Genomic DNA, 24,969 nt, shown 5'->3' on the forward strand with positions numbered 1-24,969 from the left:
TGAATCGCTTCAATCGTCGGAACTGTGCAAACTCGGGCCGCTGCTCGAACCACCGCCATCGCCTCCGCGCAACGTGTGGGCGGCCGTCGTGGCTGCATGGCTGATCTGCTGGCGGCGGTGCAGGCGTTTGGCCCAGGCGGGCTGCGCCTGTTGCTGCGGGTCCGCAGCGCCGGAACTGGCTTCGCTGGCACTGGATTGGCCTGACGTGGCGGCGCCTCCAGATGCCGGCCCTGCCTCGTCGGAACGGAAAGCAGATGCCGCGCGCTCCTTGAGCGAGCGCATCCCGGCGGCGGCCTTTTGGCCAACGGCCTGCGCGCCGGTCTTGGCAACGTTGCCCACGCCGGCAGCGGCACCCTTGAGGCCACCGCCCGCTGCTGCGGAACCGGCTTGATAGGCCGAGCGCGCGCTGCCTGCGGTCGAGGCCGCAGCACGCGCACCGCTGGCGGCCATCTTGGCGGCGGCGGGTGCCATGCGCGCCCCGGCCACCACCGCGCTACCCACGCCAGTCGCGGCAGCACCGAGCGCGACAGCCGTACCGGCTGCGCCCATCGCTGCACCAGCCATCGTACCCGCGCCAAGCTGCGGAGCACCGGACACCAGGCCGGTAGCGATGCCGGGACCGAAGATGCCGAGTGCTAGCATGGCGAGCGAGGCCAGCATCACCACCAGCGCGTGATCGACGGACGGTTCACTGGGCGTGACCTGGAACTCCGCGAACAGCCCCGTTCCAATGCCCACGATCACAGCCAGCACCAGCACCTTGATGCCCGAGGACACCACGTTGCCGAGCACCTTTTCGGCAAGGAAGGCGGTTTTGTTCCAGAGCGCGAACGGCACCAGTACGAAGCCGGCGAGCGTGGTCAGCTTGAACTCGATCAGCGTGACGAAGAGCTGCACCGCCAGCACGAAGAAGCTGATGATGACGATCAACCAGGCGAGGAACATCACCACGACGGGCGCGATGTTGATGAACACCTCCGGGAAACCGGCCATCTCGCTGATCTGTTGCAGGATGGGCGCAGCGGCATCGATGCCGGTCTTGGCGAGGCGCCCCGGCTGCAGGAAGGTCGCCATGCTCATGGTCGAACCGGAAGCCGTCAGGCCCAGGCCGGCGAACGATCGGAACACGATGCTCGCCAGCCAGTTGAAGTTGCCGATGATGTAGGCGAAGGCGCCGACGTAGAGCACCTTGCGCAGGAGCTTGGCCATCACGTCTTCGCCCTGGCCGGTGGCGTGGCCCAGCGCCCAGTAGAGGCCGGCCAGGGTCATGTCGATCGCCACCAGCGTCGCGGTCAGGAAAGCGACTTCACCGTGCAGCAGGCCGAACCCCGAATCGATGTACGTGGAGAAGACATTGAGGAAACGGTCGATGACGGAGACGTCGTTCATGGCCGCATCCGTCAGTTGCCGTAGAAGTTCACAGATTGCGGCGTGTACGCCGTGCCACTGCCGATGAAGCGGCGCGTCACCTCGCGTCCACGCTCAACAGCGGCGGCTTGCCGAGCCAGTTCCAACGAAGCCGCACGGCCTTGCGTGAGCTGGAGCTGCTGGGTCTGGATGGACTGCTTGGCTTGCAGGGCCAGGAGCTGATTGGTGGCCTGCATGGCCTGCAAGGCGCCGGTGGCCGATTGGCTCTGGTCGACCAGATCGGCCAGCACGCCCTCATCCTGGTTCAGGTTCTGCGATACCTGCGCCTGCATGCGCATGGCGGTCTGCAAGCCCTGCAGCGTGTTTTGCCAGCGCTGGTGCGCATCCTGGAACATCTGGTTGCCGCTCACGCTGGCGGCATACTGCTCCGGGTAGAGTTGCGCGAATTGCTGGTCCATGTTCTGGATGTCGAAGGCCAGCCCACGTGCTTGGGAGATCAGTTGCCGCGTCGTGTCGAGGTTGGCCCGCAGGCGATTGACCACGTTGAAAGGCAGGCTTGCGAGGTTGCGAGCCTCGTTCATCAAGGACTGCGCTTCGTTCTGAAGCTGCTTGATCTGGTTGTTGATCTGCTCCAGCGTGTGTGCGGCAGTCAGGATGTTCTGGGCCAGATTCGTGGGGTCGACGACGACCCATTGCGCTTGTGCGATGGGTACGGCGCCAATCAAGGCAGCAACAGCAACGGCAAGAAGACGTTTTTTCATGGTGAAACCTCCAGAGGTTGGGAAGCAAGGAAGGACGCGGCCGAGGGAACGGACGGCAACAGGTCGGCCGCCCAATCGAGGCCACGATGGCGCAGCCAGGCACCGGCGAATCCCGGTGTTCCGGCATCGCGCAGCACGTTGTCGATAGCGCGTTGGTCCTGAGGCGTCGAGGCGCCCGCAAAGGCGAGCGTGACCGGCCCGAGGTCAAGATCGAACAGGCGGTTGCCCAGCCGCGACTGGTAGTAGTAGTCGCGCTTGGGCTGGGCGGTGGCGACGATCTCGATTTGCCGGCTGTTCAGCCCGAAGCCCTCGTAGATCGTGCGGATCTGCGGTTCAGTGGCCTGCGGGTTGGGCAGGAAGATGCGACTCGCGCAGCTCTCAATGATCGCGGGCGCGATGGTCGAGTCCTTGATGTCGGCCAGTGACTGCGTGGCAAAGATGACGCTGACGTTCTTCTTGCGCAGCGTCTTGAGCCATTGGCGAATGCGCGCCGCGAACACCGGGTCGTCAAGGAACAGCCAGGCTTCATCGAGGATCAGCAGCGTCGGCGCGCCGTCGAAACGCTCATCGAAGCGTGCGAACAGATAGCCCAGCACGGCCAATACAGCGGCCTTGCTGTGCATCAGTTCCTCCATCTCGAAGCCCTGAACGTCGCCCACGCCCAGCCGGTCGCTGTCGGCATCCAGCAGCTTGCCGTGCGCGCCGCCGAGCACGTAGGGCGCGAGCGCTTGGCGCAGCACGTTGGATTGCAGCAGCACCGACAGGCCGGTGAGCGTGCGTTGCTCCACGGGGGCCCCCGCGAGACTGCCGAGTGCCGACCAGATGGCCACCTTCTCATCGGGACCGATGGCAATGCCCTCGTGCCGCAGGCGGCCTTCGACCCACTCGGCCGCCCAGGTGCGATAACCTTCCCGATCGATGCGGGCGAGTGGCTGGAAAGCGATCGCACCATCGCCCCCCAGGTCGTAGTGCTCGCCGCCCAGGCCGAGAATGGTGGCGCGCATCGAACGCCCCATGTCGAAGGCGAAGATGCGTGAGCCGGGATAGCGGCGGAACTGCATCGCCAGCGTGGCGAGCAGAACCGACTTGCCCATCCCGGTCGGGCCAGCCACCAGCGTATGCCCCACGTCGCCGATGTGCGTCACCAGCCGGAACGGCGTCGCGCCCTCGGTGCGCGTGACGATCAGCGGCGGGCCATCGAGGTGATCGTTCTTTTCCGGTCCGGCCCACACCGCCGATACCGGCATCAGGTGCGCGAGATTCAGCGTCGAGACGATGGGCTGGCGAACATTGGCATAGGCATTGCCCGGCACCGACGACAGCCAGGCCTCCACGGCGTTCAGCGTCTCCGGGATGGTCACGAAGCCACGCCCCTGAATGACGCGCTCCACCATGCGCAGCTTCTCGTCGGCCGTATTGGCGTCGGCATCCAGTACGGTCACTGTCGCAGTGACGTAGCCGAAGGCAACCTGATCGCTGCCCAGCTCCTGCAAGGCCGCATCCGCGTCGGCAGACTTGTTGCTGGCATCGGTATCGACCAGCGGGCTTTCCTGTTGGAATATGGTTTCGCGCAGCAGCGCGAGGACGTTCTTGCGCTTGGCGAACCATTGCCGGCGCAGGCGGCCCAGTTCCTTCTCGGCCTCGGCCTTGTCCATGCACAGGAAGCGTGTGCTCCAGCGGTAGGCGAAACCGAGCCGGTTGAGGTCGTCCAGAATCCCCGGCCAGGTCGAGGTCGGAAAGCCGCGTATCGTCACAACGCGCAGGTGCTGGTCGCCCAGCATGGGCGCGAGACCGCCGACCAGCGGCGCATCAGCAAGCAGCGCATCAAGGTGGAACGGCACTTCCGGCACCAACACCGAATAGCGCCGCGCTGAGACGGTCGCGTGCAGGTAGGTCAGCGTTGCTCCGTCGTCCAGCCAAACGATCTCCGGCATCACGCCGTCGAGCAGGTCATAGATGCGGTCGGTTTCCGCGACGAAGGCCGACAGGCGTTCGCGCCAGTCCACGCCCTGCGTGGGCGTGTTCTCGTAGAGCATCTTGGCTGCGCGGGCGCGGGACTCCTCGGGCGGCAGGAATTGCAGAGTGAGGTGATAGCCGCTCTCGAAGTGGTTCCCCGATTCCTCGAAGGTCGCGCGTCGCTCCTCGTCCACCAGCCAGGACAACGGCTCCGGGAAATCCGAATGCGGATAGTCCGCTGCGGGCCGGCGTTCGGCTTCGACGAACAGCGCCCAGCCAGTGCCGATCCGGCGCAGTGCGTTGTTCAGCCGTGCCGTGGTGGCAATCAGCTCGCCTTGGGTTGCACTGTCCAGGTCCGGCCCACGAAAGCGCGCCGTGCGCTGGAAACTGCCGTCTTTGTTGAGCACCACGCCCGGCGCGACCAGCCCGGCCCAAGGCAGCCAGTCGGCGAGCAAGGCTGGGCGCTGGCGGTATTCGGCGAAGTTCATCATGGCTCGGTCCTCACACGTCCAGCAGCGGCTTGTGCTTGATGTGGCGGGCGAACACCTGCATGAACTGCGCGTCGACGCGGGCTCCCCACATCGCCAGCGAGTGGCCAACGATCCAGAGCACCATGCCCGGAATCCACAGTTGCAGGCCCAGGCCCACGGCGGCGGCCAGCGTGCCGTTGGCGATCGCCACGGTGCGCGGCGCACCGCCCAGCAGGATCGGCTCGGTCAGCGAGCGATGCAGCGGAATCTCAAAGCCCGGCAGGTCGTTGGCCGTGCTCATACGACGGCCCCGCCGGAGAAGCTGAAGAACGACAGGAAGAACGAGGATGCGGCAAAGGCTATGGACAGGCCGAAGACGATCTGGATCAGCTTGCGGAAGCCACCCGATGTGTCGCCGAAGGCCAGTGCCAGGCCGGTGGAAATGATGATGATCACCGCGATGATGCGTGCGACCGGCCCTTGGATGGAGTCGAGGATGGATTGCAGCGGCCCTTCCCAAGGCATCGAGGAGCCGGCTGCTTTCGCCGTGCCAACCGTCATCAGCATCGCAGCAGCCAGCAGCAGGCCGTGATGGGCGGGCTCGGCAAGGCGGCGCAAGCGAGCGAGGATCGAAACCGGATTTACGGAAAAGCGGAAAGTATGGGCGTGCGTCATGGCAGTTCTCCAGAGTGGTTGAGGGACGGGGAAGGAACGACGGAAGAAGGCGGCAGCAGCTCTGGAAACGGGGTTTCCAGAACGTCCGCCAAGCGATAGCCCGTGCCGTCGAAGCCGGCGACACGGGCGATGGTTTCGATGCGGCGCTTGTGGCCACGGCCCACGATGAACACGACGACGTTCACCGCCTCGGCGATCAGTGCGCGCGGCGGATTCACCGCGACTTCAAGAACCAACTGTTCCAGGCGCAGCAGTGCGCCCAGCGCGGAGCCGGCATGAATGGTGGCGATGCCACCGGGGTGACCTGTGCCCCACACCTTGATGAGATCCAGCGCTTCGCCGCCGCGTACCTCGCCGACCACAACGCGGTCGGGGCGCAGCCGCATCGTGGCGCGCACCAGCTCAGTCATGGACACGACGCCCGCGCGTGTGCGCAACGGCACATGGTCGCGGGCGGCGCATTGCAGCTCGATGGTGTCTTCGAGCACCAGCACGCGGTCGCCGGTGACGGCGATCTCGGCGAGCAAGGCATTCGCCAACGTCGTTTTGCCAGTGCTGGTGCCGCCGGCGATCAGGATGTTCTGCCGCTCGCGCACGGCATGGCGCAGGAACTCGGCCTGTGGGGCAGACAGGATGCCGTCGGTCACGTAGCGATCCAGGCCGATGATGTTCACGGCGCGCTTGCGCAGCGCGAAGGCAGGCCCCGGTGCGGCGGGCGGCAGGATGCCCTCGAAGCGCTCGCCCGTCTCGGGCAACTCGGCGGTCAGAAGCGGTTGACCGCGATGGACCTCCGCGCCAACGTGTGCAGCGACCAGACGGATGATGCGTTCGCCGTCTTCTTCAGACAGTTCCACGCCCAGCGGTGCGCGGCCGGACGACAGGCGATCCTCCCACAGTGACCGGTCGGGGTTGAGCATGATTTCCACCACGTCCGGGTCTTCCAGCGCGGCGGCGATCACTGGCCCCATGGCCGTGCGCAGCATGCGGATGCGTCGGTCGAGCGACGTGGCGGCGAAGGACTCGGGTTGCGCGCTCATGAGGCACGCTCCTGGGCTTCGGCCAATGCCGCCGCTTCGTCCAGCCGCGCAGAGTCGGGTTGAAGTTCCTCCACCACGTCGCGCACAAGACTGCGCCCACGCAATAGGTGACGGCCGAGCTGTTCGACGAACTGCTCGAATCGCGCCTTGCCTTGGGCGCGGGCCGCTTCCTGGTGGGCTTCAGGCACCGGCGTGCTGACGGTCAGGAAGTAGCGAACGAATAGCGCCAGCGTCTCGATCTCGATGTTCTGGTCGCGCTCCAGCCGCTCGAACTGGCGTGACAGCCGATCAAGCCGCTTGGCGATGGCCGCCTCGCGCTGATCGCCCGCATCGGGCGACAACCAGGACGCCAGTGCCGCCGCGACGATGGACGACTTGGACACACCTTTCTTGGCGGCCAGCTCGTCCAGACGTTTCGCGTGCTCGGGTGGAATGAACAGGTTGAGGCGGTATTGGCTCATAGCTGGAGTCCGTCGTCGGGGTCGAGGGATGCCAGCCGGGCCGTGCGCTGCATGGCCGGGTCGAGCTGGCGGGGAAGCGGCAGCGGCAAATCGTCGTCATCGAGCAGTGCCAGGTCGTTGCTCGCTGGCTCCTGTTTTGGGTGGTACTCGGCGACCTCGGACAGCTCTGGCTGACGCCGTGGCCCGCCGTCATCGGCGGTGGCCGTGTCGCTGCCGGTCAGGCCCACAGCGGCGGGGACTGCCATGCCGCTCCAGTCGTCGGCGCGTGTCGGCGGTGCATCGGCATAGCGCCCGGCTGCGTGCGCGGGCGGCGGCAGTACGCGCCGCTTGAAGTTCACGTCCGCGAAGTAGCGCAGCTTCTTCGCCTTGATCGGTGCCATGCTGGACACCATCACCACGGCCTCGTCGGGCGGGAGCTGCATGACCTCACCAGGTGTAAGCAGTGGCCGCGCCGTTTCCTGCCGCGACACCATCAGGTGCCCCAGCCACGGCGCGAGCCGGTGCCCAGCATAGTTGCGCTGCGCGCGCAACTCCGTGGCCGTGCCCAGAGTCTCGGAAATGCGCTTGGCTGTTCGTTCGTCGTTGGTGGCGAACGTCACCCGGACATGACAGTTGTCGAGGATCGAATGGTTCTGACCGTAGGCTTTGTCGATCTGGTTGAGCGACTGCGCGATGAGGAAGCTGCGAATCCCGTAGCCGGCCATGAACGCCAGCGCCGTCTCGAAGAAGTCGAGTCGGCCAAGTGCCGGGAACTCGTCGAGCATCAACAGCAGTTTGTGGCGACGCGCGATGCCATCCGAGCCATCCAACGATTCAGTGAGCCTCCGACCGATCTGGTTGAGGATCAAGCGCACCAACGGCTTGGTACGGCTGATGTCGGACGGCGGCACGACCAGGTACAGCGATACCGGATGCTCTGCCGAAATCAAGTCGGCGATGCGCCAGTCGCAGCGCGACGTGACTTCGGCCACTGTGGGGTCGCGGTATAGGCCGAGGAACGACATGGCCGTGGACAGCACACCCGAACGCTCGTTGTCGCTCTTGTTGAGCACTTCGCGCGCGGCCGAGGCGACGACGGGATGCGGGGCATCACCCAGGTGCCGCGTCGTCATCATCCGGTGCAGCGTCAACTCGAATGGGCATGCCGGGTCGGACAAAAAGTTGGCGACGCCGCGCAGCGTCTTGTCTTCGCCGGCATAGAGCACATGCAGGATGGCGCCGACCAGCAGCGCGTGCGAAGTTTTCTCCCAGTGGTTGCGACGCTCCAGCGCACCTTCCGGGTCCACCAGGATGTCGGCGATATTCTGCACGTCGCGCACCTCATGCGCGCCGCGCCGCACCTCCAGCAGCGGGTTGTAGGCCGCTGAATTCGTATCGGTGGGGTTGAACAGCAGGCAGTGCGAGAAGCGCGAGCGCCAACCGGCGGTGATGGACCAGTTCTCGCCCTTGATGTCGTGGATCACGGTGGACGCGGGCCAGGAGAGCAGCGTTGGCACCACCAGGCCGACGCCCTTGCCCGAGCGCGTCGGTGCGAAGGTCAGGACGTGTTCGGGGCCTTCGTGACGCAGGTATTGCCCGTCATGCAGGCCGAGGAAGACGCCGGCCGGTTGGGTCAGTCCTGCCTTGCGGATGTCACTGGTTTCGGCCCAGCGCGCCGAACCATAGGTCGTGACCAGCTTCGACTGCCGCGAACGCCACACCGACATGGTGATGGCGACGACGACGGCGATCAACCCGCTGCCGCCAGCGATCGCGCCGCCGATGTCGAAGACGTTGGGCGCGTAGGCATCGAAGAAGAACCACCACTCGAACAGCCGCCAAGGGTGATACACCGGCGTGCCGAAGAAATCAAACCAAGGCGAGCCAAGACGTAGTTGGTAGCCCAAGGCGGCGGCTGTCCATTGCGTGGCACCCCACACGCCGGCGATCACGATGCTGAATACAGCAACGATCTGCCCGAACAGCACACCTTGACCTTGCATCCTGGCCTCCCGATTTCTCCTGCGCGGCAAGCGGCACGAAAACGTGCCGCATTCGGGAGATTCGGGGCTTGATCACGGTCGGTCAAAGACCGTTATCGGGACAAAGATGCTTGATAAAACATCAATTCATGTAGCGGCGAAGCGAATAAAAACGCCGCAAGCGACGGCGCGTTGCGGCGTATCGAGCAGATAAATGCGGTTTTGTTGCAAGTCGTCCCAGATCAGAACTTGGGCGGCTCCTTCGGCGGCGTGTAGGGTGTTTTGCCATCGCCGAGAAAGCGCCGATTCGTCGCTTCGGCTACTCGGTTGCAGAGTTCATCACCGAGCTTTGTTCGATCTGTCTTGCATTGCTGGCGCAGTGCCTTCAACCGTTCGGGATTGGCGGCGAGCGATTCAACGGATTCGATTGGTGCAGAGCTGTTGCTTGTCGCGGTCGGTTCGGGCTTGCCACAGGCAACCAACGTTGTAGTAAGCAGAAACGGGATGATCTTCTTCATGGCTCGATTTCCTCTGGTGGATCAGTTCGTTCAAGTGCAGCTGAGGTCTTTCCTCTTGGGGGATCAATGGCAAGGACTCGTTTGATGAAACGAGCCAAGGCATCTGACGGCTCGCTATCCGCACGCAACAGGTAAGTCGTGAGCATGTGCGAACGACCAGCCAGCGGTCGGGCCACCACGCTGGGTTCACGGCTGGCGGCAATCTGCGAAGCGCCCGCCAACCCGAGCGCAAAACCTGCCGACACCAGGGTCATCATCAGATCGAAGGACGCGACTCGTTCGGCGATCAACGGCTCCATACTTGATTGACGCAAAGCGCGATCAATTTGGCGAGCGTGTCCTTCGCATGTATGCGCATCGCCGAGTGCCAAGGGATAGCGCAACACCTCGTCCAGCGGTACACGCTTGTAGGCGAGCAATGGGTGACGTGCCGGAACCGCCACCATCAATGGATCGTGCCAAATGGGTTCAGCAACAAGTCCATCACCGGCTTCATCCAACTGAGCAAACCCTACGTCGTAGAGATCGTCGTGCAGCCCCTTGATCTGCTGGGACAAGGGAACCTCGGTTAGGCGAATCTCGATCTCAGGCTCTTCCTGCCGGCAAAGTGCCAAGAGGGCTGAGAAGCAGGTCGGCGTGATGCCGTCAGACAAGGCAATGCGCAATTGGCCATGGAAGCCGTTGGCGGCGGCTTTTACGCTGTCCCGAGCCTGCTGCAAGGAGGCGAAGACGCGAGGCACGTGTTCCAAGAACATCCGGCCCGCGCGCGTGAGTCGGGTACTGCGGGTGGTGCGAGCAAATAGCTGAACACCCAGGTCTTCTTCCAGTTCTTTGATGGCGCGTGAAAGCGGCGACTGTTCGATATGTAAGCGCTCGGCCGCCCGGGCGAAGTGGAGTTCTTCGGCCACTGCCAAGAAGCAGCGTAAGTGCCTCAACTCCATAAAAGCATCCCTTGTCCTTTCAGCTCACTGCAGAAGACGCCGGACACGGACGGCGATTTCGTCGATCTGAGCTTCATCGCAGATCAGCGGGGGTAGTAGCCGAATCGTCCTCTCGCGGGTGACGGTGATGAGCAGCCGTTCCTGCTCCAGAGCCTTGCGTACCAGATCACCGCAGGCCCGGTCCAACTCAATGCCGACCATCAATCCCTGTCCGCGGATGGCAACGACTCCGGGGACGCCGGACAACGCCTTGCGTAGCCCCAGCAGCAGTTGCCGGCCTAGCACGGCGGCCCGGTCGGGCAGACCCTCCCGCTCGATTGCGTCGATGACGGTGCAGCCGACCCGACAGGCCAACGGGTTGCCGCCGAAGGTGGAGCCGTGGGTGCCTGGCGAGAACAACTCGGCCGCACGACCACGCGCCAGGCAGGCTCCGATTGGGAAACCGTTGCCCAAGCCCTTCGCCAGAGTGACAACATCTGGCAGGATGCCGGCCTGCTGGTAGCAGAACCACGTGCCAGTGCGCCCCATGCCGGTCTGAATCTCGTCGGCCATCAGCAGCCAGTCGTGCTCATCACACAAATGGCGTACCGCCCGCAGGTACTCGGGCGATGCCACATGTACGCCACCTTCGCCCTGGATGGGTTCGAGTAGCACTGCCGCGATGCCTGGCACGTGCTCTGCAGCTTGTCGGATGGCATATAGGTCGTTGTAGGGCACCCGCACGAAGCCGGGCATCAGCGGCTCGAAGCCGCGATGCACGGCTGAGTTGCCCGTAGCCGCCAGGGTGGCGAAGGTGCGGCCGTGAAAGCTGTTTTGCATTACCAGCACTTGCGGCGGCGCTACCTGCTTGCGGTTGGCGTGCAGCCAGGCCAGCTTGAGTGCGGTTTCGTTGGCTTCCGCACCCGAGTTGCAGAAGAAGGCGCGCTCCATGCCAGCCAAGGCGGACAGGCGTTCGCCCAGGCGGTCTTGCCAAGCGATGCCGAACATATTGGACGTGTGCAAAAGCAGCGTGGCCTGTTCGGCGATTGCTGCTGCGACATCGGGATGGGCGTGTCCGAGGTTGGTCACGGCCACCCCGGCGATGGCATCAAGGTACTCCGTGCCTTGGGCGTCCCAGAGGCGAGCACCTTGTCCGCGAACGAACGAAACTGGCTGGCGGGCATAGACGTGCATCAGGTGGGCGTGAGGTGTGAGCATGAGCTAGAGATTCCAGGGAAGTGGGCTTACATATCAAGGGGCGCAGGCTTGAACAGCGGCTCGCTGCTCAAGAGCCGCACGCCGTCGGATGTGCTTTCGACCAGACGCCTTTCGTCATAGGCGACCAGCAATTCCAACTGGTAGCCGTTCCGCTTCAAGCAGTCGGCGATTTCCTTGATGGCTTCACGCGACGATGGCGTACTGGACTCGAAGTGCCCAAGCAGCCGGTCGCGGTTGTGGATGATGAGGCGGTAGGTATTCATGTGCGGCTTTCCAGAGATGATCCGGTTGATGTAGCCAGCAGCAGCTCGGCGCATTGCGCCTGCCGGGTTAGCCGCAATGCTGACGTGACCTGATCGCAAGCCAAAGACGCAGCCTTGAACACCGAGGCACCCGTCAGCAGGGTGCCCGTGAGCGCAGCGCTGAACAAGTCGCCCGAGCCTTTGAGCAAAGCGTCGATGCGAGGATGATTCAAGACCTCCTGCCGGTTGCGGGTCACGACCGCCACCAGCATTTGATTGGCGGGCCAAGCCGCAGGAGCGGCACTGGTGACGATCACCCATTGCGTTCGACCGACCAGCAGGGTTCGTGCGGCGGCGATGACACTTTCGGGGTTCGTCGCCGTCAGGCCGGTCAGCCGTTGCAGCTCGAAGCCGTTGGGCGTCAGCCCGTCGGCCAGCGGCAGCAGATGGCGGTGGTAGGCGTCGGCGATGCCCGGACTGACGTATTCCCCGTGGTCATGGTCGCCCAGCACGGGATCAACTACGACTTGCAAGCCAGGCTGCGCTTCGATGGCTTGGCCGATCCAGCGACCCAACGCCTGCGCCTGTTCCGGGCTGCCGAGATAGCCGGTGAGGATAGCCCGAAGCCGGCCCAGCGCACCGCGCGCAGTCAGGTCGCGTAGATAGCCCTCGAACCACGCGGTGGGCAAGGTGCCACCGTGGATTGTCGGATAGTGTGGCGTGTTGCTGAGAATCACCGTAGGAACGGCCGCGACGATCAGTCCCTGCGCTTGCAGCGTGGGCATGGCCACGTTGTTGCCGACCCGGCCATAGACGACCTGCGACTGGACGGAAACCACATCGATGGGCAGCGGTTGTAGCGACGGCACAGGATCAATGGGAACGGCGGTAGCAGCTTCAATTGGTCGCATCAATCCGTTTTCCCCTCTCCAGCCGACGGCCAGTAGTAAACATCCGGCGTGGCTCGTGCACCGAAGATGGCCTGCCCGACGCGCACGACAGTTGCCCCCTCTTCGATAGCGATTTCGTAATCGCCGGACATGCCCATCGACAGTTCATCCAGGTCGATTCCATCCGGGGCTTCCTGACGCAGTCGATCGCGCAGTTCGCGCAGCAGCACGAAGCAGCGGCGCACGCGCGCAGCCTCGACCGACAGCAGAGCCAGTGTCATGAGGCCGCGCACACGTAGCGCCGAAAATGCCGGTAGCTCGCGTATGAAAGCGGCCACCTCGTCCGGCGGAAGGCCGTACTTGCTGGCCTCCCCCGATGTGTTGACCTGCACGAACACATCCAGCCCGCGGCCTTCGGCTTGCAGGCGCCGCTCCAGCGCCTCGGCCACGCGCAGGCTATCCAGCGCCTGAAACTCGGCGGCGAAGTGCGCCACCAACTTGGCCTTGTTGGTCTGCAAATGGCCAATCACCGACCAACGCAGATCGGTCAGGTCAGTCATCCCCTCCCATTTTCGGTATGCCTCCTGCGGCTTGTTCTCGCCGAGCAGGCGGCAGCCCGCAGCGTAAGCCAGGCGCAGGCTCGCTTCGGACTTGGTCTTGCTGACGGGCAGCAGACGCACGCCGCCCGGATCGCGGCCGCCCCGCTGGCACGCCGCCGCAATGCGCGCATGAACTGCTGCCATGTTGCGACGGAAGTCCTCCACCGACTCGGCCTGGGGCCAGCGTCCATGCTGGTCGTGCATGGTGGATGTTTCCAGGGGTATGCCAATGTTCACGTGTAAGCCTCGCTATCGGAAAGCCCATCGCACTCAAGGTGGTGCAGGCGTCGTCGAATTAATGTATAATTGTCCTAGGTCAAACTTTAACATGTCCTAGATCATTATGGGAATTGTCGGAAAGACTGCGGCCGAGATCTTCGACAGCATCCGAACGCTGACGCAGACGGGCGCATTGACGCCGGGCCAGGAACTGCCCACGGTGCGCGATCTGGCCGCCACGCTGAGCGTCAACCGCAATACGGTGTCGATGGCCTACAAGCGCTTGGTGACGGCCGGGGTCGCGGTTACGCAAGGTCGATTAGGCACGGTCATTCGTGAGCAGCCCGGCCCCGGTGAGCAAGAAGGCTCGCTGCCCGGCTCGCCGTTGGTCGACCTAGGCGGCGGCAATCCGAATCCAGTCTGGCTGCCCGACATGGGCGCAGCCCTGGTGCGGAAGCCGTATCGCCCGCGCCTGTATGGCGAGGCCACGGTGGCCCCGGAGCTAGAAGCCTCAGCGAGGCAATGGTTGACTGGCGATTGCCCAGATCGCTTCGAGATCAACTTGACGAATGGAGCAGTGGATGCTGTTGAGCGTTTGCTGGGGGCATATCTGGTGGCAGGTGATAAGGTAGCCGTAGAAGACCCATGTTTCGTCAGCAATATCAACACGCTGCGCATTGCCGGGCTGCAAACCGTAGGGGTGGCCGTCGATGCGCATGGCATGCGTGCCGAGGCGCTGGAACAGGCGCTGGCGCAGGGCGCGCAGGCGGTTATCGTGACGCCGCGCGCGCACAACCCGACCGGATGCAGCTTGAGTGCGGCGCGCGCGCGCAAGCTGCGCGCGGTGCTGGCGCACTATCCGCACGTGCTGGTCATCGCCGACGACCATTTCTCGTTGCTGGCCGTAACCGACTACTTCGATGTGATTCCACCCATGGCCCAACGGTGGGCGTTGATCCGGTCGGTGTCCAAGATGCTCGGCCCCGACCTGCGCTTGGCCTTCGTTGCCAGCGATGAACAGACCTCCCAGCGGCTGCGCCTACGCCTGGCGCCCGGCACGAACTGGGTCAGTCATCTATTGCAGGATGTAGTCGGCGCCTGCCTGTCTTCGCCGGAAGTCTCCGCACAGATCGTCCAAGCTCGCGCGGACTATGCGCGGCGTCGAGACAGCCTGACGATGGCCCTGGCCAGGCAAGGCATCTCCGTCACCACGCCTGCCGAGGGCCTGAACCTGTGGCTGCCGTTGCCGGCGAACAGCCAGGCGGCGGTACTGGAGCTAGCCCGTCATGGCTGGCTGGTGCGCGGCGGTGAATCTTTCGGTGTACAGGGGCAGGCGCACGGGCTGCGCATCACAGTTTCATCCATCGACGAGGCAGGCGCGGAAGCGTTTGCGCGCGTGCTCGGCCATGTGCTGGGCCAGGGATATGGGATGTCATCGTGTAGTAAAGCTTCGCGCGTGGCTGCTCATTCAACCAAATTCATCCAATAGAAAGGGAAATCATGAGAGTACATTTCGTGGTGCATGAATCGTTCGAGGCACCAGGTGCATATGAAGCATGGGTCCGTGATCGTGGATACGAGGCAACGTATTCTCGCGTCTATGCGCATGAACCGCTGCCGCAGTCCATCGAGAACATCGATCTGCTGGTGATCATGGGCGGCCCCCAATCGCCATCAACGACCCGAGAGGAATGTCCGCATTTCGATGCTGCGTCGGAATGTGCTTTGATTGCCGAATTCGTCGCCGCTCGAAAGGCCGTCGTTGGTGTGTGCTTGGGAGCGCAGTTGATGGGCAAGGCCCTGGGCGCCCGCCATGAGCACAGCCCGGAAAAGGAAATCGGAAAGTTCCCGATCAAATTGACGACTGAAGGGAAGGCTCACGTCAAGTTCGCCCACTTCGGCGACACCGTGGACGTTGGGCATTGGCACAGCGACATGCCGGGGCTGACCGCAAATGCGAAAATCATTGCGTACAGCGAGGGATGCCCTCGCCAGATCATTGAGTATGGTGAACTCGCATATGGATTCCAGTGCCACATGGAGTTCACGCTTGACGTTATCGAACTTCTGATTGCCGCAGCCGAACGTGAACTGGCAACGCTGACTAACCATCGTTTTGTGCAGCAGCCAGATGCCTTGCGCGACAACGACTATGACGTCATGAACCAGAATCTGTTTGGTTTTCTCGACAAACTCATGGTGGCTTATGCCGCGAACTGCGGTGTCACCCTTAACGAGCCGAACGCCTGATCGAATCCGAAAGCGATCTTATAGACCACTTGTGAACCGCCCCGGCCGGGGCGGTTCACACCCGCTGGCGGGTAAAGCTCGTCCTGTCTTACTTCAGCGCGACCTTGGGAAAGTCGACCGGAACGTCAAACGCGACATTGACGTAGTTGGTGAAGAGATTCAGCGCGACGTGGGCCATGATTTCGACGATTTGCTCATCGCCAAATCCGGCATCGCGTAGGCGGGTGACATCGGCTTTGTTGACGTGGGCACGCTGTTCGACCACCTTCAGCACGAAGGTCAGCGCCGCGGCGGTCTTGGCGTCGCCGGATTGGCCCGCTTGTGCGGCAGCCATCTCGGTGGCGGTTGAGCCGGCATTTTGGCCGAGCACGGTGTGGGCGGCCAGACAGTATTCGCAACGATTCCGGTTGGCGATTGCGACCGCGATCTGTTCACCAAGTTTGGCACCCAAGGTGCCCTTGTCCAACGCGCAGAAGGAACCCCACATGCTCTTGAGCGCGGCGGGCGAGTTTACGACGGCGCGGAACATGTTGGGCACGGTGCCAAATGCCTGCTGGATTTCCGCCAGCACGGCGGCGCGATCCGGAGTGGTTTGAGTGGATTCGATCAGATTGACGTGGCTCATGGGTGTTTCCTTTATTTGATGGGAATGTGTGTCAGTCGAGCGGGAGTTTTCATTCACAGCACATGCTCGATCGGGGAGTGGTCTTCGAGGCGCATGACCTTGCCGTTGATCACCAGCGACGGCAGCCGCGCGACGCCAGCGGCAACTGCCTCGCCAGCCCGGCGGTTGTCCGCGCCGAGGTTGATGATCTCGACGTTTAGTCCGGGTGCCGAGGCGAAGCTATCGGCGATGGACAAACAATTGGCGCAGCCGTCGTGGTAGAGAATCGCCGGCATCTCAGAACTCACCATCCTTGATGTACGGTTGACTCCACAAGATGCTCTGCATCAGCACCGCCTTCACCCATGCTGTATGCATCTTCTCGACATCGGCCGCCGATGCGTCCTTTTTGGCAAGGAATGGTTTGAGCGTGGTGGTGACGGGAATGGTCAGCGCTGGGATATAGCGGAAGTTCACCTGGGCGACGCTCGGGACGCGGTCGGTCTTGTTCTTCTTCAGACGATTGTGGCGCAGGCCGATCTCGTACTGCCAATCCAGCCATTTCTGGTCGTAGTTGGCGTCGGCGGTGTCGAGAACCCACAACGCGAAGCGCTTGCGCACGGCTTCCAGGTATGCACCGTCGGGCCTGCCAGTCTTCGCATCACTGAAAAAATGGACCAATTCGGGCGTCGAGGCGACGAAGCCGTACCAAACATCGAGGATGGCGTCGGTCTGGTCGGCTAGGATGGCCTTGCTCTGGCGCAGCGCCTTGATGTCCTCTTCAGTGAATAGCAACGTCGTCTGCAGCGCCTTGAGGTCCGTCATCGTGTATGGCGCCTTGGACAACGTCCGCTGACCATAGGCGTAACCGGGAGCACTTGTACCGGGTTGTTGCTGCGCGTGGCTAACTGAGCAAACGCACGCCAATGCGATGGCGAAAAAGGTGGGTATGTGTGGCTTCATATGACTCTCCAAGGTTGGGTTGGGATCGTCGATCCGCTGTGATCGACGGCTTGAAGTTTGGTCGAAAAATCTGAATTATTGGATACAATATGTACAATAAAGATACCAATTAGTTCGAATGAGCGCATATGAAAGATAGCCTTCCGGTTGATCGTCTATCCGGCATCCTCGAACGCTTCCGCGTGCAGGCGCAGTTGCATCATTCCGGCGCGCTGTGCGGACTCAACCACTTCGACGCTTGCGAAGGACACGGTTACTTGCACGTGTTGCGCCGCGGTCAGCTAAAAGTGAGCCATCCGGGTGCGCGCGATGTGCCCAAATCGATGCACCTCAAAGAACCGACGCTGTTGCTGTATCCGCGCCCGATGACGCATCGCTTCCACAACCCTCCGTTGGAGGGTTCCGACTTCACCTGCGCGCGCCTGGTCTTCGATGGAGGAGAACGCAACCCGCTGGCGCGGGCGCTACCGTCTTTGATCGTTTTGCCGTTGGCGCGGATATCCGGTTTGCACTCGACGCTGGAGTTGTTGTTCGCTGAAACCGACCGCGTGCGCTGCGGCCAGCGACTGCTGGCCGATCGGCTGTTTGAGGTAGTCGTTCTCCAGTTGCTGCGCTGGTTGCTCGACAATCCACAGGAGGCAGGTGTGCAGCCCGGACTCATCACCGGGTTGTCGGACCCGCGCCTGGCCCGTGCACTGGTAGCGATGCACGACAGCCCCGGCGAACCGTGGACGCTGGAGCGCATGGCCGAATGCGCCAGCATGTCGCGCACTTCGTTTGCCACTACGTTTCGCGAGGTAGTGGGGCAGCCTCCGGGGGACTATCTGACCGACTGGCGTATCGCGCTGGCGCAAAGCCGGCTGCGCGAGGGGCGACCGATCAAGCTGTTAGCGGAAGAGCTCGGTTATGCGAATGCTTCGGCGCTATCGCGTGCGTTTGCGGCTAGGATGGGGATGTCACCTCGTGATTGGTTGGCGAAGACACATTCTTAAAACCGGGCAAATTCAGATCAGTGATGGTCCGCGTTGCCGCTCAAAGTCCCAAGACACGCCACTGCCGCGAACCGTCGCTGCGAGTTGGCGCCCCAAGCGTTGTTCGATCACCGGCCTCCATGGAATCAGACTGAATCCCATGCCGTCATCAAGCATAGCGTAGCGCCCGCTAGCAAGCGTGACGCTGCGCCGGTAGATACCGCTCACGCGCTGCCCGTCGGAAACCGGCCGGTGCTGCAGGCCGGTTTCCGCTTCTATGTCCTGCGTGGCCTTCGTTAACTCGCGGTTGCGCAGCGTCGTCAGCAAGTCGCGCGCGAGGACGACGCGCTGCCCCCGCCGCTCGGCCAGCCCCTGTTCGGTCAGGAAATCGGCGCGCTGTTGCAGTGCGTCCTTGACCTCGCTGCCAAAGCCCAGATCACCCAGCCTCTTGCCGCCGCCGATCAACTGCTGGTCGAGCCAGGTGGCGCCGATCACGCGGGTTTGCCGCTCGATGGGCAGGTGTGATTTCAGCGCCACCGCCACGCCGCCGTCGAGGCGCTGAGCATCGTACTGGCGGCCTCGCTCGGGCAGGCTCTCAGGCACACGCCAGACGCCTTCGGCCATGCGCTCCACGATGCCGATGCGGCGCAGGGCTTCCAGCCGCCGTACATGTGCCGCCACCACTTCGTGTGGGTCGCGGTCCGGCATGGCCTTTCCCTGCACGATGGCCAAGTGATGATCGGTGCGGTACACACCATCGACGGCCAACGCCGCGATGTTTTTGTCAGCCGCGCGCACGTCGGTCGAGCCTTTCACCTCCACCACGGCACCAGTTGGGTATTGCTCCAATTCCGATCGCGGCGGTAGTGCAACGTAGTGCGCCTTACCATCGGTCCCGTCGATGACGAGGTAGCCCTTGTCGTACAGCTCGTTGGCCAGCCCCTTGCCGGCGACGCGACCAACAATGGCACGGCTTTCCTCGCCGGCCTGGAACACGGCCAGCTCGCGCTGCTTGCCGCTCATGGCGCGATGCATGGTGCGGATGATGTCCCCGCGCTCACCCATGGCCCGCAGAGTAGGCTCGGCCTCGGCACGGATGGCCCATACGCCGGGTTGCTGCTCGGTCGCCAGCCCCATGCGCTGCAAGCGCTGCAGACGGCCGATCAGCATTTGCCGCTGGCGTTGCAGCCGGGGTTCGGCCAACGTTTCCGTCCGCACCAGGCCATCTGCGGCCTCGCGCTGCAAGGTGCGATCCAGTCCCGTCCACCGCTCCTGATCGACTTCGCGCTGCATGGCGCGCTGGATGTCCAACTCGGTGCGCAGCCCCAGCCAATCGGTCGCCAGTTCAGCGGCCCGGCGGCGCATCCCCTCGGCGACGTAGTCGCGGGAAATGATGAGGTCTTTTCCGGTGTCGTCCTTGCCGCGCAGGACGATGTGGGTATGCGGGTTGTCGGTATTCCAGTGATCCACTGCCACCCAGTTCAGCCGTGTGCCCAGGTCGGCCTCCATGCGCGCCATCAGGTGGCGGGTATACGTGCGCAGGTCGTCGAGCTCTTCGGCATCCTCTGGCGATACGATGAAGCGAAACTGGTGCCGATCCTCGCGTCCGCGTTCCTCGAAAGCGGCGGTGTCCACCGCGTCGGTTGTCGGGCCGTAGGCATGGCCCGACCCGCCCTGGCGATCAACCCCTTCGCGCTCGATGTAGCGCAGGTGCGCGGCGGTTGAACGCGGCCCAGCCTTGGCTAGATTGATCAGCCGCGCCTTGATCGTCACGCGACGGGCGTTTGGCGTGAGCGAGACCCCGGCGAAGCGGGCCGCGACATGGCCGCGCCCCAGCCGGGAACCCGGCCGCTGGCCGACTTTGCCGACCGTCTTGCCGAGCTTGGCGCCAGCCTTGCTGGTCTGGCGCAGCACCTTGTTGATGAAGGCATCGCCGCGCCGTTTCGGCGCACCAGGCCGCGCCCGGAAACGATCGTCGTCTTGATTGCTCATGTGGTGTCTCCATCCAAGATCGGCGCAGTCCAGCGAGCGAAGCACGCGCCTTCGCCAATGCCGGTGCGGCATTGCGCACTCTCGCGGCACGCCGCTGCCCCTTGGCGCGTGCCGCGCCACCCCCATGTGCAGACAAGGTTTTCAAGCGGCCGGGTGCCGCAACCTTTTATCTTGCCTTCCGCCTTTGCCCCTCGCTTTCGCTCTGGGCGTCGGCGGCCCGGTGGCGCTGTGCTGCTTGCAGCCAGCCCGCCGGCGAACGCGGCCACGGCGACCGGCCGGGCGCGTTCGAGGCAAGACGCCTGCGCGTGGGAAGAGGGCTCCGGATGCTGAGCGAAGAGCGGTGCGAATGCACGCGCACGGCCCGCGCAACGACACGGCAACGGCCAGCGACGACACGCCCAATGGCACGATGAAGCGCAGCGAATCGGTAGCCATCATGGGCACGTTTCCAGCCAGACCGGATGCGCAACACCGATCACGGTGGATGCAGCAATCGGCCCAAAGTACCGGCTGTCGAACGACGCCGGGTTGGTCGTGCTCAATAGGAACAATTCGCCGGAATGAAGCTGCCGACACTGCTTCCAGAATGGCAGCGATCGGCCCATGCGATCGGCAGGCAAGACAGCGGCCACCAGCACGCCGTCGATGAGCACGCTGCGACCTACGATGCACACTCGCTGCGGCGCCACCGCGCCTACGCGCTTGAGCAGCGGCACACGCGCCGGCAGGTAGCCGCGCTGCGCTGCCAGCACGGCAGCGTCAGCCGGAAGCTGGGCCAACACGATGCTGCCCACGGACAACGGATGTTGCAGCGAGTCGGCCCAGCGCTGGACCGGATCGACGCGATACCAGCCAACCGCCACGCTGTCGGACGGGTTGTAGATCAGGCGCGGCAGCGGCCGCATGTGGTCAGGAAGGAAGGACACCCAGGCCAGCGCAGCGAGGCCACAGGCGGACAGGCCCGCCAGCGCGAGGCGAGCACGCAAGTGTGAGCGAGGGTGCGGCGCCGTTCCCGTGGTGTTGGCGGACGTAGAAACTGTCGTCATGGGAACGTCCTCCCGGCTAGCCAGGCGGCGTGCCGTGCAGCGGTGTATTCGGGCAGCGCCAGGCGCGCAGCGAGACGGTTGCCTAGCGTGCGCCAGTACGCCGGCGACACATCGATGGCAGCGATGCCCAGCGCCTCGATGGCGTCGATCCGTGCCAGCACGGCGCGCACGGCTGGCTCGCCCTCAGCGTGCAGCAACAGGCGTGCGCCCGGCAGCACACCGGGGATGCGCTGCGCCGCGTCCAGCGGCGTGCAGGCCTGCATCACCATGAGCTGCCAGCGGATCGTGCCGTAGTCGTTGGCGTGCCAACGGATGCGGCAGAACAGCGCGCCGGGCGGGAAGATCGCGACGCGCCGCCAGTGGTCGAGCCGGGCGGTGCGCGCCGGTTCGCCGAAGCGCAGATAGATGTCGATGCGCTGCTCAACGTAGGCGAGCGAAACGCGGGTCAGCGACGCAGTGCCGGTCTGGCTGGCGAGCACCGCGAGCGATGGCGGCGGCGCAACTGTGGACGCCGGAGCGGATGTGTTCATGGACGGTTCTCCAGGCAGTTTTCTGGAAACTCGCGCTCCAGCAATGCGCGCAGCAGTTCGGCGACAGTCACGCCTTGCGTGAAGGCCGACACCTTGATGCGCGCACGCATCGCAGGCGTGATGTCGAGGGTCAGACGTGCGGTGTAGAGGTCGCCTTTCTGCAAGGCGTCGGCTTCGCCCTGGCGAACCCATGCCTCTGCGTGCGGATTCGCTGGCGGCCGTACACCGATGCCGACGCGCTTGCCGCGCGTAGATCGTTCTGTGGTCATGTCGGCCACCGCAGCAGTTCATCGACCAGCGCGGCGATCTCGCGCGTGGCGGCACTGTCAGGCGCTGTTTCGCGGGCCAACCGACCAGCGGCCACGCTGTCGGCGAAGACGATGCGTTGGTGCACTTCCGAACGCAGCGCGGGCAGCGGCTGGTCGGCGAGCGTCTGGCGCGCTTCACGGCCGATGATGGTCGTGCTGACGCGCCGATTGATGGCGAAGGCTGCGCGCAGCGTTGGCCGAAACACCTGCGCCTCGCGGATCAGCGCCACCATCTCGGCAGATGCCCACAGATCGTAGGGACTGGGCTGCACCGGGATCAGCACGCGCTCGGCCGCCAGTAGCGCGGAGCGCGCCAAGGCGGCGATGCGCGGCGGGCCGTCGATGACGACGTGATCGGCCCTGCGCGCCAGCTCGGGCGCTTCCTGGTGCAGTGTTTCGCGAGCGAGGCCTACGGCGCTGAACAAGCGCGGCAAGCCCTGTTGGGCGCGCCGCTGCGTCCAGTCCAGCGCCGAGCCTTGTGGGTCGGCGTCGAGCAGAACGACTTGCTGGCCGCGCATGGCCAGCTCGCCCGCGATGTGCGTGGCGAGCGTGGTCTTGCCGACGCCGCCTTTCTGATTGAGCAAGGCGATGATCATGGCCCGGTCCTCCTTGCTGGAAAACCGGGTCTTCTTGGCCGAGCGAAACGCTGCGCGTCGCGCCGTTTGGTATTTATCCACCGAAACGGCGCGCTTCTGTTATTAGTTAAAGAATTTAAGTTAGGGAAGTTAGAGGGGATGGAAACCCGCGCCGCTATTGGGTTTTCGGTGGTTTCGCACGCCTGATAGCACGATAGGGACACGCCCGATAGCACGATACCCGGCACGCCTGATAGCACGAGGCCATTCACAGCTTCTCCCCGAGTTATCCCCGTGCCGTCCGCAGCACGGGCCGAAAGGTCAGCAGTTCGGCCCCGTCGTCCGGCATCCGCTCGATGCCCAGGACGTATCCCGGCATCGACTGCCGCGCCACCAGCGTGCGCAGGTCGCAGGCAAAGTCGTAAGGCTTGGCCGTGCTGCCCGACTTGCGATGCAGGTGCTTGAAGTCGAACTGCCAGCCACCCGGTTGCTTGCCACCGTGCTTGCGCACCAATCGGTACAGCCAGCGCTCGATACCACCCGTGAGCTTGAAATAGGCCGGATCGATGGTCAGCACCAGCGCCGCGTCCAGCACTCCCGCGTAGAACCAGTCCGGCAGGATCAGCTCGATGCCCAGCGGCGTGCCGCGGGCGTCGGCCAGTTCCTTCCATTCGTTGATCCAGGAGAAGCGATGCAGGCGCCGCCCGGTCGTCTCGCGTATGGAGGTGGCCACCGTGGTGGATTGCAACCGATCCAAGGCCGCCTTGAGGCGCTGGTAGTCGCGCAGCGACGTACCGCGTCCGATGAAGCGCAGGATCTCGTAGGGCGTGGCGCGCATGAGGCGCGACGGGCGAATGCCAGCGTCGCGCGCTTCCACGATCTGGCTGGCCGCCCAGATCAGGATGTCGGCATCCCAGATCGTGGCGATGCCGTGCTCCTGCGTGCCCTCCACGCGGATCGTCACGCCGCCGGCGCGGAAGTCGATCGGCTGGACGCGCTTCGACTTGGCCAGTGAGAAGAACGGAAAGGCCATCAAATCCTGGCTGTCGCGCGGCGCCATGTCGCCCGGCAGCGCGCGGAACAGGTCGAGCTGTTCCCGCTCCTGCGTTGGTCGCTGCCCCGATGATCGGGACGGCAGCGATGGGCTGGGCATGGTGATGGCCACCGGCGAAGCGCCGCTCAGCGCGCACGGCTGTCGGCCGAGTGGTGCTCGGCATATTCGGGATCGGACGTGGCCTCGAAGCTGCGCTGGTCGGCCCAAACGTCGAGGTCGGCCACCGCGTACATGACGCGACGGCCGAACTTGCGGAAACGCGGGCCGCCGCCAATCACGCGCTGCTTTTCCAGCGTGCGCGGCGACAGTCGCAGGTATTCGGCGGCCTCGTCGTTCGTCAGGTAGCGTTGAGGTTGTGTAGCAGCAGCGGGTTGCGGCTGCGTAGCGTGTGCGGCAGCAGGCCGCAAGGGAGCGGGTCGCATCGGGTAAGCCTCCATCGGTCAGGACAGCCCGGCCGCACCAGCGCGGCCAGATGGAGGTAGTCTCAAGAAAGCGATGCGTCCCGTTGAGGGTCGTTTTGCAGGGAATGCAAAACGACCCTCCCCAAGCTATTTGAGTTGGGCCAGACGCCGGTATCCGCCGCGCATCATCGTCAGGCCGCGTCGCACCAGGCGACGCACGCGGGAACGCAGACCGCCATCGGCATACCAGCCTTTGACCACTGCATCGGTGCCGAACAGCCCCTCGGCAACTTCACGCAAGGACGCCCCAGCCAAGTTGGCGTCGAGCGCCTGCAAGGTGTGCAACTCCTGCAGCGCAGTCGGCGCAGGCCGTGGCCGGGCCGCTGCCGCGGGCGTTCCTTCTGGGGCCACGGCCAGCTTGTCTAGTTCGGCCCGGAGCGTGCAATGGTGCGCACAAGGCATGTTGCAGGACCGAATAGCGTAGACGTAGGCCATGCCGTCATCCAAGCCTGGCGCCAGCGTCAGGCGCAGGCAGCAGCCGGGCCAGCGCGCAGCGAGCATCAGGCGTCGGCCATCGTGGACCAGGTGTTTTTGACCGGGAATGCGCCACAGCTCGAACGCGACGGCATCCGGTGGCGGGTCAATGTCCGGGTGAAGTTGCGCTGTACAAGGATGGCCGGGAAGCCAGGCAGGATGTGCGTCGCGCGCATCCAAGGCTGGGTCTTCCAGCATGCGCAGCCCCCAGTCGTGGGCAGCGTCCAGCCTGCGGCGACGGTGCAGCCAGTCGCGGCGATAGTCGGGATGGCGGCGCAAATACTCCCAGGCCAGTGCCAAGTCATCCAGATGCAGTACGTAGAGATACGCGGCAGTGGGATACCAAGGTTCGGCGCTTCGATCAGTCATGACGCAACCTCCTGTTGGACAGGGATCGTCGCCGCGGTCGTCGGCACGTTGGAACTACGCCGTCAAAACATCAACGC

At 64.1% G+C, this 24,969-nt stretch carries 28 protein-coding genes; 3 read left to right on the forward strand and 25 right to left on the reverse strand.

Going from position 1 to position 24,969, the window contains the following annotated elements; translation table 11 throughout:
- Nucleotides 1-9: 9 nt before the first annotated feature.
- The 14 genes from trbL to GZH91_RS12745 form a co-directional block, all read right to left on the reverse strand.
- Nucleotides 10-1,389, reverse strand: a complete 1,380-nt coding sequence (gene trbL, locus GZH91_RS12680; RefSeq protein WP_147071372.1) for a P-type conjugative transfer protein TrbL — start codon at nucleotides 1,387-1,389, stop codon at nucleotides 10-12.
- 11 nt (nucleotides 1,390-1,400) lie between these two features.
- On the reverse strand, nucleotides 1,401-2,129 hold the full coding sequence (gene trbJ, locus GZH91_RS12685; protein WP_147071374.1) for a P-type conjugative transfer protein TrbJ: 729 nt from the start codon (nucleotides 2,127-2,129) through the stop codon (nucleotides 1,401-1,403).
- Nucleotides 2,126-4,576 carry a conjugal transfer protein TrbE gene (gene trbE / locus GZH91_RS12690; protein ID WP_147071376.1) on the reverse strand — a complete coding sequence of 817 codons (2,451 nt, stop codon included), beginning with the start codon at nucleotides 4,574-4,576 and terminating at the stop codon, nucleotides 2,126-2,128. Before trbE ends, trbJ begins: the two co-directional genes overlap by 4 nt.
- A 10-nt stretch (nucleotides 4,577-4,586) precedes the next feature.
- Nucleotides 4,587-4,856, reverse strand: coding sequence for a VirB3 family type IV secretion system protein (locus GZH91_RS12695; protein ID WP_147071378.1), 270 nt, complete (start codon nucleotides 4,854-4,856; stop codon nucleotides 4,587-4,589).
- Nucleotides 4,853-5,230: a TrbC/VirB2 family protein gene (locus tag GZH91_RS12700; protein ID WP_147071379.1), complete on the reverse strand. Its 378-nt coding sequence runs from the start codon at nucleotides 5,228-5,230 to the stop codon at nucleotides 4,853-4,855. The genes GZH91_RS12695 and GZH91_RS12700 overlap by 4 nt, the downstream gene beginning before the upstream one ends.
- The gene (gene trbB, locus GZH91_RS12705; protein ID WP_147071381.1) at nucleotides 5,227-6,267 is read right to left on the reverse strand and encodes a P-type conjugative transfer ATPase TrbB; all 1,041 of its coding nucleotides are present in this window, start codon (nucleotides 6,265-6,267) and stop codon (nucleotides 5,227-5,229) included. Before trbB ends, GZH91_RS12700 begins: the two co-directional genes overlap by 4 nt.
- Nucleotides 6,264-6,728, reverse strand: coding sequence for a ribbon-helix-helix protein, CopG family (locus GZH91_RS12710; RefSeq protein WP_138928444.1), 465 nt, complete (start codon nucleotides 6,726-6,728; stop codon nucleotides 6,264-6,266). Before GZH91_RS12710 ends, trbB begins: the two co-directional genes overlap by 4 nt.
- Entirely contained in the window at nucleotides 6,725-8,710 is a 1,986-nt protein-coding gene (locus GZH91_RS12715) for a conjugal transfer protein TraG (RefSeq protein WP_147071383.1), read from the reverse strand. The genes GZH91_RS12710 and GZH91_RS12715 overlap by 4 nt, the downstream gene beginning before the upstream one ends.
- A 221-nt stretch (nucleotides 8,711-8,931) precedes the next feature.
- The gene (locus GZH91_RS12720; RefSeq protein WP_147071385.1) at nucleotides 8,932-9,207 is read right to left on the reverse strand and encodes an EexN family lipoprotein; all 276 of its coding nucleotides are present in this window, start codon (nucleotides 9,205-9,207) and stop codon (nucleotides 8,932-8,934) included.
- Nucleotides 9,204-10,148, reverse strand: a complete 945-nt coding sequence (locus GZH91_RS12725; protein ID WP_147071387.1) for a LysR family transcriptional regulator — start codon at nucleotides 10,146-10,148, stop codon at nucleotides 9,204-9,206. Before GZH91_RS12725 ends, GZH91_RS12720 begins: the two co-directional genes overlap by 4 nt.
- Nucleotides 10,149-10,172: 24 nt before the next feature.
- The gene (locus GZH91_RS12730; protein ID WP_147071389.1) at nucleotides 10,173-11,345 is read right to left on the reverse strand and encodes an aspartate aminotransferase family protein; all 1,173 of its coding nucleotides are present in this window, start codon (nucleotides 11,343-11,345) and stop codon (nucleotides 10,173-10,175) included.
- A gap of 26 nt (nucleotides 11,346-11,371) precedes the next feature.
- Complete coding sequence (locus tag GZH91_RS12735; RefSeq protein ID WP_147071391.1) at nucleotides 11,372-11,608, reverse strand: cytoplasmic protein; 237 nt, start codon at nucleotides 11,606-11,608, stop codon at nucleotides 11,372-11,374.
- Nucleotides 11,605-12,498, reverse strand: a complete 894-nt coding sequence (gene pdxK / locus GZH91_RS12740; RefSeq protein ID WP_147071393.1) for a pyridoxine/pyridoxal/pyridoxamine kinase — start codon at nucleotides 12,496-12,498, stop codon at nucleotides 11,605-11,607. Before pdxK ends, GZH91_RS12735 begins: the two co-directional genes overlap by 4 nt.
- Nucleotides 12,498-13,313, reverse strand: a complete 816-nt coding sequence (locus tag GZH91_RS12745; protein WP_223264500.1) for a YggS family pyridoxal phosphate-dependent enzyme — start codon at nucleotides 13,311-13,313, stop codon at nucleotides 12,498-12,500. Before GZH91_RS12745 ends, pdxK begins: the two co-directional genes overlap by 1 nt.
- Before the next feature lie 106 nt (nucleotides 13,314-13,419).
- Here GZH91_RS12745 and ptsJ point away from each other — a divergent pair, with 106 nt between their 5' ends.
- Together ptsJ and GZH91_RS12755 are read left to right on the forward strand one after the other, a co-directional pair.
- Complete coding sequence (ptsJ, locus tag GZH91_RS12750; RefSeq protein ID WP_147071396.1) at nucleotides 13,420-14,784, forward strand: MocR-like B6 salvage transcription factor PtsJ; 1,365 nt, start codon at nucleotides 13,420-13,422, stop codon at nucleotides 14,782-14,784.
- Between the two features lie 11 nt (nucleotides 14,785-14,795).
- Nucleotides 14,796-15,545 carry a type 1 glutamine amidotransferase gene (locus GZH91_RS12755; protein ID WP_147071397.1) on the forward strand — a complete coding sequence of 250 codons (750 nt, stop codon included), beginning with the start codon at nucleotides 14,796-14,798 and terminating at the stop codon, nucleotides 15,543-15,545.
- A gap of 88 nt (nucleotides 15,546-15,633) precedes the next feature.
- On the opposite strand, the gene GZH91_RS12760 is transcribed toward GZH91_RS12755, so the two are convergent.
- The 3 genes from GZH91_RS12760 to GZH91_RS12770 are packed head-to-tail and all read right to left on the reverse strand — an operon-like array spanning nucleotide 15,634 to nucleotide 16,974.
- Nucleotides 15,634-16,170, reverse strand: coding sequence for a carboxymuconolactone decarboxylase family protein (locus GZH91_RS12760; protein WP_147071400.1), 537 nt, complete (start codon nucleotides 16,168-16,170; stop codon nucleotides 15,634-15,636).
- Nucleotides 16,171-16,223: 53 nt separating this feature from the next.
- Nucleotides 16,224-16,457 carry a hypothetical protein gene (locus GZH91_RS12765; protein ID WP_170227431.1) on the reverse strand — a complete coding sequence of 78 codons (234 nt, stop codon included), beginning with the start codon at nucleotides 16,455-16,457 and terminating at the stop codon, nucleotides 16,224-16,226.
- A complete protein-coding gene (locus tag GZH91_RS12770) occupies nucleotides 16,447-16,974 on the reverse strand; it encodes a protoglobin domain-containing protein (RefSeq protein ID WP_232522181.1) in 528 nt (175 codons plus the stop codon). Before GZH91_RS12770 ends, GZH91_RS12765 begins: the two co-directional genes overlap by 11 nt.
- Before the next feature lie 266 nt (nucleotides 16,975-17,240).
- Between GZH91_RS12770 and GZH91_RS12775 the strand changes: the two genes are divergently transcribed.
- Entirely contained in the window at nucleotides 17,241-18,104 is an 864-nt protein-coding gene (locus GZH91_RS12775) for an AraC family transcriptional regulator (RefSeq protein WP_147071406.1), read from the forward strand.
- A 12-nt stretch (nucleotides 18,105-18,116) separates the two neighbouring features.
- Here the strand turns inward: GZH91_RS12775 and GZH91_RS12780 are convergent, their stop codons facing one another.
- The 8 genes from GZH91_RS12780 to GZH91_RS12815 form a co-directional block, all read right to left on the reverse strand.
- Nucleotides 18,117-20,075, reverse strand: a complete 1,959-nt coding sequence (locus GZH91_RS12780; RefSeq protein WP_147071408.1) for a relaxase/mobilization nuclease and DUF3363 domain-containing protein — start codon at nucleotides 20,073-20,075, stop codon at nucleotides 18,117-18,119.
- A gap of 434 nt (nucleotides 20,076-20,509) precedes the next feature.
- Nucleotides 20,510-21,121, reverse strand: coding sequence for a S26 family signal peptidase (locus tag GZH91_RS12785; protein WP_147071410.1), 612 nt, complete (start codon nucleotides 21,119-21,121; stop codon nucleotides 20,510-20,512).
- A complete protein-coding gene (locus GZH91_RS12790; protein ID WP_147071412.1) occupies nucleotides 21,118-21,651 on the reverse strand; it encodes a DUF2840 domain-containing protein in 534 nt (177 codons plus the stop codon). Before GZH91_RS12790 ends, GZH91_RS12785 begins: the two co-directional genes overlap by 4 nt.
- Nucleotides 21,648-21,920 (reverse strand): chromosome partitioning protein ParB, encoded by a 273-nt coding sequence (locus tag GZH91_RS12795; RefSeq protein WP_147071414.1) that lies wholly within the window; start codon nucleotides 21,918-21,920, stop codon nucleotides 21,648-21,650. Before GZH91_RS12795 ends, GZH91_RS12790 begins: the two co-directional genes overlap by 4 nt.
- On the reverse strand, nucleotides 21,917-22,555 hold the full coding sequence (parA, locus tag GZH91_RS12800; protein ID WP_147071416.1) for a ParA family partition ATPase: 639 nt from the start codon (nucleotides 22,553-22,555) through the stop codon (nucleotides 21,917-21,919). Before parA ends, GZH91_RS12795 begins: the two co-directional genes overlap by 4 nt.
- 265 nt (nucleotides 22,556-22,820) lie before the next feature.
- On the reverse strand, nucleotides 22,821-23,699 hold the full coding sequence (locus GZH91_RS12805) for a replication initiator protein A (RefSeq protein WP_443098184.1): 879 nt from the start codon (nucleotides 23,697-23,699) through the stop codon (nucleotides 22,821-22,823).
- Between the two features lie 14 nt (nucleotides 23,700-23,713).
- The gene (locus GZH91_RS12810; RefSeq protein ID WP_147071419.1) at nucleotides 23,714-24,010 is read right to left on the reverse strand and encodes a helix-turn-helix domain-containing protein; all 297 of its coding nucleotides are present in this window, start codon (nucleotides 24,008-24,010) and stop codon (nucleotides 23,714-23,716) included.
- 126 nt (nucleotides 24,011-24,136) lie between these two features.
- Nucleotides 24,137-24,892 carry a DUF7011 domain-containing protein gene (locus tag GZH91_RS12815; RefSeq protein ID WP_147071421.1) on the reverse strand — a complete coding sequence of 252 codons (756 nt, stop codon included), beginning with the start codon at nucleotides 24,890-24,892 and terminating at the stop codon, nucleotides 24,137-24,139.
- Nucleotides 24,893-24,969 lie beyond the last annotated feature (77 nt).

The sequence above is a fragment of the Sulfuriferula plumbiphila genome (genome assembly GCF_009938015.1).
Classification (GTDB): domain Bacteria; phylum Pseudomonadota; class Gammaproteobacteria; order Burkholderiales; family Sulfuriferulaceae; genus Sulfuriferula; species Sulfuriferula plumbiphila.